An 8,764-nucleotide genomic window follows, 5' to 3' on the forward strand; every position below is an offset into this window, starting at 1 on the left:
CAGCGCGTAGGCCTCCGGCGGGGTTGGCGTAGTCCGTCGGCCGGGCGCCGGTGGGGGCTGGTCGCGCAGTTCCCCGCGCCCCTGAGTAGGTGACCTGAGCGGAGTCGGGTCAGCGCGTAGGCCTCCGGCGGGGTTGGCGTAGTCCGTCGGCCGGGCGCCGGTGGGGGCTGGTCGCGCAGTTCCCCGCGCCCCTGAGTAGGTGACCTCGGCGGAGTCGGGGCAGCACGGCCTCCTCCGGCGGGGGGCAGCGCGTAGTGCTGCGGGCGCGCGCCGGTGGGGGCTGGTCGCGCGCGGTCCCCGCGCCCCTGGGTGGGTGACCTCGGCCGAATCGGGACAGCGCCCACGCACCACCGGTCCGGGCGGAGCTCACGACAGGTGGCTCCGTAGCGTTCGCTCCACTGTTGGTACGAAACGTTGGCCTGCCAGGGCCAGGGCTATTGCCGCTGCCACTCCTGTCCAGGCCAGGGGGCCGAGGGGGGTGCAGCCGAAGAGTTGGCTCACTCCTGGGGTTTCCACCAGGGCGACCAGGGCCGCCGCCGAGCCCAGGGACGTCACGCGGACCAGGGGGCTCTCCCGGCGGTCCGCCTGGGTCTGGGCGAGCTGGGTGCCGACCACCGCGCACAGCGCCATGGTGGTCGAGCGGCGGGCCGTGCCCGGGGTGAAGCGGCCGATGAGCCAGGCCACCGTGGCGCCCAGGCAGGTGGTGAGGGCGCGGTCGCGGATCTGGCGGGTGAGGGAGGTGCCCAGGATCGTGTCGACCGAGGGGTTGTCCGCCGTGGGTTTCTCGGTCGGCGTGACCGCCACGGCCATCGCCGGGAACAGGTCGGTGAAGAGGTTCACCAGGAGCATCTGGCGGGTGGACAGGGGTGCCGCGCCCGACAGCAGGGTGCCGAGGATGCCGAAGCCCACCTCGCCCGCGTTGCCGCCGATCAGGATGGCGATGGCGTCGGCGACGCTGTGCCACAGGGCGCGGCCCTCCCGCACGGCCTCGATGAGGGCGGTGAGGTCGTCGCCGGTGAGGACGAGGTCGGCGGCGTTGCGGGCGGCGGCCGAGCCGCGGGCGTTGATGCCGACGCCGATGTCCGCGGCCCGGATGGCGGCCGCGTCGTTGGCGCCGTCGCCGACCATGCCGACGACCCGGCCCGCGTCCCTGAGGGCCTCGACGACCTGGAGTTTCTGCTCGGGCGCCACCCGGGCCACGACGTCGGCGTCGCGCAGCATCCGGGAGCGGGCCGAGCGGTCGGCGGCGGCCAGTTCGTCGCCGGTGACGACCACGGCGTCCTCGGGCCAGCCGAGGTCGGTGGCGATGGCGTGGGCGGTCTGCGGATGGTCGCCGGTCAGCACGACCGGTCGTACGCCCGCCTCGCGCAGTCCGCGGACCAGGTCCGGGGAGGTGTCCCGGGCCACGTCCGCGAGGCCCAGCAGACCCACGAACTCCAGGTCCCGCAACGGCTCCCCGAGGGCGGTCCTCTCGTCGGCGGCGAGCTGCCGCCGGGCCACCGCGAGGACCCGCAGGCCGTCGCGGGCCAGCGACTGCGCCCGCTCGGAGGCGTCGGCGGGCAGGTCGGCGCAGGCGGGCAGGACGGTCTCCGGGGCGCCCTTGAGCACCAGGACCGGGGAGTCGTCGCCGGCCTGTCCGACGGCGGCGGCGTAACCGCGGCCGGCCTCGAAGGGCAGGCCCTCGCGTTGGGTCCACTCCTCGTCGGGGGCGGCCGCGTCCAGGACGGCCTCGTCGGTGGCGTGGGCCGGGCGCTGCTCGGAGTCGCCGTCGAGCTGGGGGCAGGCACGGGCCGCGATCCGCAGCGGACCGTCCGCGTCGGGCTCGTCGGCGGCGCGGACCCGGCCGTCCGCGTCGGCGACCCGGACCAGGCGCAGCCGGTTCTCGGTGAGGGTGCCGGTCTTGTCGAAGCAGATGGTGTCCATGCGGCCCAGGGCTTCGAGGGTGCGCGGGGCGCGGACCAGGACGCCGTGCGCGCTGAGCCGGCGGGCGGCGGCGAGCTGGGCGACCGTGGCGACCAGCGGCAGCCCTTCCGGTACGGCGGCCACCGCGACCGCGACGCCGCCGCTGACCGCCTGCCGCAGGGGTGTGCCGCGCAGCAGGGCGAGCCCGGTGACCGCGGCGCCGCCCGCCATCGTCAGCGGCATCGCCTTGCGGGTGAGTTCCTGGAGCCGGGCCTGGACCCCGCCGGCGGCCGGGGTGCGGGCGGCGAGGGCGACGGCGCGGGCGGCCTCGGTGCGGTCGCCGGTGTCCACGACGACGGCGCGGGCGTTCCCGGCCACCACGGTCGTTCCCTCGAAGACCATGCAGTGCCGTTCGGCGACGGGGGCGCGCGGGCTCGGGTCGGTGCCCTTGCCCACCGGGAGGGACTCGCCGGTCAGCGCGGACTCGTCGACCTCCAGGCCGTCCTCCCACAGCAGTCGGGCGTCGGCGGGCACGACGTCGTCCAGGGTGAGCTCGATGACGTCGCCCGGGTGCAGTCCGGCGGCGTCGACGACGCGCGGTTCCGCGTCCTCCTCGGCGACCCGGGCCTTCTGCTTCTGCTGGGCGAGCAGCCCGGACAGGGCCCGTTCGGCGCGCAGCCGCTGGAGGCCGCCGACGAGCGCGTTGAGGTCGAGGGCGCCGACCACCAGCAGGGCATCCATGGCGGACCCGAGGATCGCGGAGGCGGCCGAACCGACCGCGAGGACGGGGGTGAGCGGGTCGTCCAGCTCCCCGCGCACGGCCCGGGCGAGTTGCGCCGACCACCGGGCGGGGGCCAGCACGGGCAGGCGTACGACGGCGTCGGCGGCGGTGCGCACGCGTGCGGTGGTCTGCTCGACGGGCGTCGGCTCCGGAGGTGCCTGCTGTTCCAGCCGGTCGCGTACGTCGTCCGGGTCCAGGGCGTGCCAGGCCACCCGGGGGCGCGGGTGCGGGAGGCCCGTTGCCGCCACCCGGAGGGCGGCGCGGGCGCCGGTGAGCAGGGCGGCGGCCGCGGCCACGTCGACGGGTGCGTGCCGGAGGCCGGGCAGTGCCGTACGGCGTCGGCTGCGGCCCGACTCGCCGACGGCGACGAGGAGTCCGGACAGGGCGGCGCCCGAGCGGGCCAGGGTCTGGGAGCGGCGGCCGACCGCGCGGGCCGCCGGTACGGCGGTCAACAGCCGCCAGACGTCGGGCAGTCCGTGCGGGGCGAGCACATCGGCGCCCCAGGCGACCGCGCAGCCGCCGTCGGTGAGGGAGACGGCCACGTCGCCCCGCAGGAGCCCGGCGACGACGTCGGCGTCCGCAGGGCGGGCGACGGTGAGGACACCGCCCTCGTCGCCGCGGAGTCGGTCGACGATCTCCGGCAACGGCCGTCCGGCGTCCACGACCTGGTCGGCGAGGCCGGTGAAGTCGGCCAGCGCTGGGTCGTCCAGGACGACGACCCGGAGTCCGGCGCGCCGGGCCGCGTCCAGCACGGGCTCGGCCCAGGGGTCGGCGCCCGCGCCCGGGGTGCGCAGGGCGCTCGGGTGCAGCAGGACGGTGCCGACGGTCTCCAGTTGGCGCAGCCGGTCCGGGTCCCGCACCAGGACGCCGGACCGCGACAGGGCTGTGCTCAGTACGGCGTGGAAGGCGGCGGGGCCGTAGCGGGCGGCCTTGGGGGAGCCCGCGAGGACGGCCTCCGCGGCCTCGGTCACGTCGTGCTTGACGAGGAGCGCGGCGACGGCGCCGGCGATGCTGCCGGCGGCGGCGTGGCTCGCGTACTCCTGGGCGGGTGAGGGGCGCGGCGGCGGGCGCAGGGCCAGGTCGGCGGGCACGCCGGCGCGGTCGGGGACGCACAGGTCGTCGTGCACCGTCTCGAAGGCGGCCGTCCGCACGAGGGCCTCGGTCAACTGGCAGGAGCGCAGCGTCCCGTCGAGCAGCAGCGAGGTGGGGCTCTGTCCTGCCCCGTGCACGGCGGCGTTCACGACGGCCAGGGTCACGTCCATGCGGGCACTGCCGAGCCGCCCTCGCAGCCAGCCCCGGAAGCGGGGGTTCTCCCGCAGCAGCGTCACGACCGCCGTCACCGGCCGCGGGGAGGCGGGCAGCTTCAGCGCGGACCCGGTGACCGCGGCGACGCATCCGACGGCGTCGGCGCCGAGCGCCAGGGCGGCGGTGCGCACGGAGCCGGGGTCGCCGGGATGGGCGAGCTCCTCGACGTCCTGGTCGTCCGCCACCAGCCCGTACCGCTCGGCGAGCGCCGCGACGCGCTTCTCGACGCGCTCGGTGGCCACTCCCTCCGCGGCGGTCACGACGAGCCGTCCGAGGCCCTGGTCCCAGTAGGCCAGCGCGATGTCGGGATGCTCGGCGAGGGCGGTGACCAGACGGCGGGCGCGGTGTTCGGTCGGGGCGTGTCCTGCGTGTGCCGGGTCCGCCTGCGCGCGCAGGGGCAGGTGGACGCGCCGGCCCGCCCGCCAGTTCGGGGGTGCGCCCGGGAGGGCGGCCCGGGCGGCCCTGGTCGTGCGGGCCGCGAAGTCCGCCGTGCGCACACCGGCCCGTGCCGTGCCGGCCACCGCCCCCGCGGCCACGCCGACCGCGGTGGGCGTTCCCCTGGCGAGCAGGCGCGGGCCGGCGAGGACGAGGCCCGCGGCTGCTGTCGTGAGTCCTCGGTTCATCGCTCGTCCTCAGTCGCCGGTTCGGGTACGGCCCGTGGCGGCGCCGCCGGGGCCGCCTCGCCCGGACGGCGTCGCCGTCTCGTGCGCGGGGAGCCTGTCGGAGGGCGTGGGGGGCGCGGAGGACGCCCGGTGGGACGCGTCCGGCTTGCCGTGGGTCGACGCCAGGACGCGGGGCGTGGGCCGGCTCTCGTCGCCGGACTCCGCCCGCTCCCCCGGCCTGGGCTGGGTCAGCCACGCCACCGCCGCCCCGGTGACCGCGACGGGCCACTCGACGATTCCGGCGACGCCCAGCACTCCGGCCCCGGCGTACACCGCGAGCCGTCGGCCGCGGGGGGACACCGCCCCGACCCGGTCCAGCGCTCCCTCGGCCACCCGGCCCACGGTCCCGGCCCCGGGCACCTTCCCCAGGACCGACGCGGCCGCCCGCAGCGGCTGCGGAAGCCCCTGCGCCGGTGACCGCGGTTCTGCTGCCTGCTGCGACGACTTCTGCTCGGCCATGGCTCGCCTCGCATGTGGGGGGATTTGTCCTTCGGACCGCCCGGGTTCCCGCCCTTCGGGGACTCACCCCCACCTGCGGCGACCGGGACGGGAAGGACGTGTGCGGGTGACCTCAGCTCCGGACGGCCGGCACCCGCTCCAGGGCGATCGCGTGCAGCCGCTCCAGGCGGCGCCGGGACTCCTCGTCGGCGGGGGCGTAGGTCACCAGGCGGGGGCCCGCCTCGGGGCCGAGCCAGAGGTCGGTGTGGTCGACGCTGACTCGGCCGACGTGGCGGTTCATGAACTCCTTGCGGCGGCCTCGGTGTTCGACGACCTCGTGGCGGTCCCAGACCTCGCGGAACTCCGCGGACTCGGTGCGCAGCCGCTTCAGGAGCATCTTCCAGCCGGGCTCGGCGAGGTGCCCGGCCATGGTGGCGCGGAAGCGGGCGGCCATCAGGCGCTGCGCCTCCGGGAGGTGGACGATCGAGGAGCGCCAGTCGTCGTTGGTGTAGGAGAGGATCATGCAGTTGCGGTCCTCGGGCGGCACCGCGTCCAGGTCGCACAGCAGCAGGGCGTAGGTGCGGTTGTAGGCGAGGATGTCGTAGCGGCTGTTCTGCACGCAGGCCGGGAGCGGTTCCAGTTGTTCGAGCACCCGCTGGACCGCAGGGGTGATCGACGGGCAGACGGTGGCCGGGGTCGGGTCGACCGCGCCGGCGAGCTGGAAGAGGTGCGAGCGCTCGCTGGGGTCCAGCAGCAGGGCGCGGGCCAGGGCGTCCAGGACCTGCACGGACACCTGGATGTCCCGGGCCTGCTCCAGCCAGGTGTACCAGGTGACGCCGACCGCGGAGAGCTGGGCGACCTCCTCCCGGCGCAGGCCCGGCGTGCGGCGCCTGCGGCCGCGGGGCAGGCCGACCTGCTCGGGGGTGATGTGCTCGCGGCGGTGCCGCAGGAAGGCGGCGAGCTCATGGCGCCGGATCACGGAGAGCGACGCGGTCGCCGGTACGGCTGCCTCCTGGGCCATGGTGGTCATGCCTCCAGCCTGCCTCCACCGGGACCCTGTTGCCAGGTGGTTCTTCTACCAGGATAAGAAGACTCTGGTACCCGTCTGGCAGGGGGCGCAGGCTCAGGGACGTGACCACCGAAACCACGACTCCACGCCCCGTCCGCGCCGCCGCGCCATCCGAGCTGGGCGGCCTCGGACTGTTCACGGTGCTGCTCGCCGCGGCCCTCCCCCTCATCGACTTCTTCATCGTCAACGTCGCCCTGCCCAGCATCGGCGCGGACCTCTCCGCGAGCGAGTCGGTCCTCGAACTCGTCGTGGCGGGTTACGGGTTGGCGTACGCCGTCCTCCTCGTCCTCGGCGGCCGGCTCGGTGACCTCTTCGGGCGCCGCCGGCTGTTCCTGGGCGGCATGCTGGCGTTCGGGCTGACCTCGCTGGCGTGCGGGCTCGCGCCGACCGCGTGGACGCTGGTCGCGGCGCGGGTCGCGCAGGGCGCCGCGTCGGCCGCGATGCTGCCGCAGGTCCTCGCCACCATCCAGTCGGCGACGGCCGGCTCCCGCCGGGCCCGGGCGATGGGCCTGTACGGCGCGACGGCGGGCCTCGCCATGGTCGCGGGCCAGATCCTCGGCGGGGTCCTGGTGGCCGCCGACATCGCGGGCACGAGCTGGCGGGCCGCGTTCCTGGTGAACGTCCCGGTCGTCGTGGTCGGCCTCTTCCTCGCGGCCCGTACGGTCCCGGAGACCCGCTCCCCGCGCCCCGAGCCGGTGGACGGCCCGGGCACGGTCCTGCTGGCGGCGACCCTGCTGGCGCTGCTCGCCCCGCTGACCGAGGGCCGGGCGGCGGGCTGGCCGCTGTGGACGTGGCTGTCGCTGGCGGCGTTCCCGCTCCTCGCGGGGGCGTTCTTCACGGTGGAGCGCCGGGCGGACCGCGCGGGCCGTACGCCGCTCGTCCCGCCGAGCCTGTTCGCGCTGGTGTCCCTGCGTCGCGGCCTGCTGGTGATCGTGCCGTTCTCGATGGGCTTCGCCGGCTTCATGTTCGTGATCGCGGTGGCCCTCCAGGAGGGGGCGGGCCGCAGTCCCGTCCAGGCGGGCCTCGCGCTGGTCCCGCTCGCGGTGACGTTCCTGTTCACGTCGGTCGCCGGGCCCCGGCTGATCGCCCGCTTCGGCACCCGGGTGGTGACCGCGGGCGCGCTGGTCCAGGCGGTCGGCCTGGGGCTGATGATCCTGGCGGCCCGCTCCTCCTGGCCGGACCTCGGACTGCTCCCCCTGCTGCCCGGCGGCGCGATCGCCGGGGTGGGCCAGGCCCTCCAACTGCCCGTGGTCTTCCGGATCGTCCTGTCCGAGGTGCCGTCGTCGCGGGCCGGCGTGGGCAGTGGCGTGATGGTCACCACCCAGCAGGCGGCCCTGGCGCTCGGCGTGGCCACGCTGGGCACTCTCTTCCTCGCCCTGGTGCCGGGCATGGGCATGCGGGACGCCCTGGTGACCACGCTCCTGGTCCAGTTGGCCGGGGTGGCCCTGACCGGCGTACTGAGTCTGCGGCTGCCGCGGACGATCGACTGACGGGCCCGGTCCGGCTCATGTCCTGGCGAACGCCCCGTGAAGATACCGCTGTTGATGTTGTTCTTGCTGCACACTTCTGGCCGGAGGCGAGGCAGATGGTGCAGATCGGCACGAGCAGGGTGAGCCGCTGGGACCAGCACGGGCGCGAACACGTGGTCCAGGTGGAACGCAAGGGCGCGCAGCGCACGATCAGGTGCGACACCTGCGGCTGGCGCAGGGCGGCGCAGTTCCTGCCCTGGCTGAAGGCGGAGGAACATCTCGCGGAGGCCCACCAGGCGACGGTGGACCCGTCGACGTAGCGCGGTGGCCGGGGTCAGGCCGTGAGGCCCCGGAGCAGCAGGTCCACCAGGGCCGTGAACTCCTCCTCGGCTTCCGGCTGTTCCCATTCCCCGGCGTAGGCGGGGTCGTGGAAGCGGCCGGTGGCCTGGAAGACGGCCCGGGCCGCGACGGCCGGGTCGGCGACGGTGAAGGTGCCCGCGTCGACGCCGTCCCGGACGATGCGGGTGAGCTGGTCGGTCAGCTCGGTGAGGTGCTCGATGACCGCCGTGACGCTCTCGCCGGCCAGCACCGTGTACGTGGCGAACAGCTCCGGATCGCCGCCCGCCTTGCGGCGCTTGGCCTCGAAGAGGGCGGCGAGCCAGTCCCGCAGCCGGGACTGCGGGGCGCGGTCCTGGGCGGCGATCTCGGCCAGCATGCCCGTGGTCCGGTCCAGCCACCGCTTCGTCACCGCCTCCCGCAGCGCCGCCTTGGTCCGGAAGTGCCGGTAGACGCTGCCGTGGCTGACGCCGAGCGCGCGGGCCACGTCGACCACGGTGGCCTTGGCCGGGCCGTGACGGCGCAGCACCTCCTCGGTGGCTTCGAGGATGCGCTCGGCGGTCAGGATCTCGGTGGTCGGGGACATGCCTAGACGGTACCTGGTACGGCTTTCGCCGCTGGACGGATACAGCTCGGCCGACCTGCACGGCCCCCACCAAGCGGCACGGAAAAGCGACCCGCAGCAGTGAGCGGCAGCACGGCGTTCACCACGGGACGGATACCTCTCGGCCGACCCGCACGGCACCCACCCAGGGGCGCGGGGAACTGCGCGACCAGCCCCCACCCACCCGCAGCAGCGACC

Annotated in this window: 6 protein-coding genes; 2 read left to right on the forward strand and 4 right to left on the reverse strand. The window is 75.8% G+C overall.

The features are described from left to right. Positions 1–366: 366 nt before the first annotated feature. The 3 genes from ACZ66S_RS01760 to ACZ66S_RS01770 form a co-directional block, all read right to left on the reverse strand. Positions 367–4,611 (reverse strand): HAD-IC family P-type ATPase, encoded by a 4,245-nt coding sequence (locus tag ACZ66S_RS01760; protein WP_469898931.1) that lies wholly within the window; start codon positions 4,609–4,611, stop codon positions 367–369. Between the two features lie 9 nt (positions 4,612–4,620). Next, positions 4,621–5,109, reverse strand: a complete 489-nt coding sequence (locus tag ACZ66S_RS01765; RefSeq protein ID WP_469898932.1) for a hypothetical protein — start codon at positions 5,107–5,109, stop codon at positions 4,621–4,623. A gap of 112 nt (positions 5,110–5,221) precedes the next feature. Then, complete coding sequence (locus ACZ66S_RS01770) at positions 5,222–6,118, reverse strand: MmyB family transcriptional regulator (protein ID WP_469898933.1); 897 nt, start codon at positions 6,116–6,118, stop codon at positions 5,222–5,224. Positions 6,119–6,219: 101 nt separating this feature from the next. Here ACZ66S_RS01770 and ACZ66S_RS01775 point away from each other — a divergent pair, with 101 nt between their 5' ends. Both ACZ66S_RS01775 and ACZ66S_RS01780 read left to right on the forward strand, forming a co-directional pair. Next, positions 6,220–7,647, forward strand: a complete 1,428-nt coding sequence (locus ACZ66S_RS01775; protein WP_469898935.1) for an MFS transporter — start codon at positions 6,220–6,222, stop codon at positions 7,645–7,647. A gap of 95 nt (positions 7,648–7,742) precedes the next feature. Then, positions 7,743–7,946 carry a hypothetical protein gene (locus ACZ66S_RS01780; RefSeq protein ID WP_469898936.1) on the forward strand — a complete coding sequence of 68 codons (204 nt, stop codon included), beginning with the start codon at positions 7,743–7,745 and terminating at the stop codon, positions 7,944–7,946. Between the two features lie 14 nt (positions 7,947–7,960). Here ACZ66S_RS01780 and ACZ66S_RS01785 read toward each other — a convergent pair whose 3' ends face one another. Further along, complete coding sequence (locus ACZ66S_RS01785; RefSeq protein ID WP_469898937.1) at positions 7,961–8,548, reverse strand: TetR/AcrR family transcriptional regulator; 588 nt, start codon at positions 8,546–8,548, stop codon at positions 7,961–7,963. Positions 8,549–8,764 lie beyond the last annotated feature (216 nt).

The sequence above is a fragment of the Streptomyces sp. NPDC107471 genome (assembly GCF_055582845.1).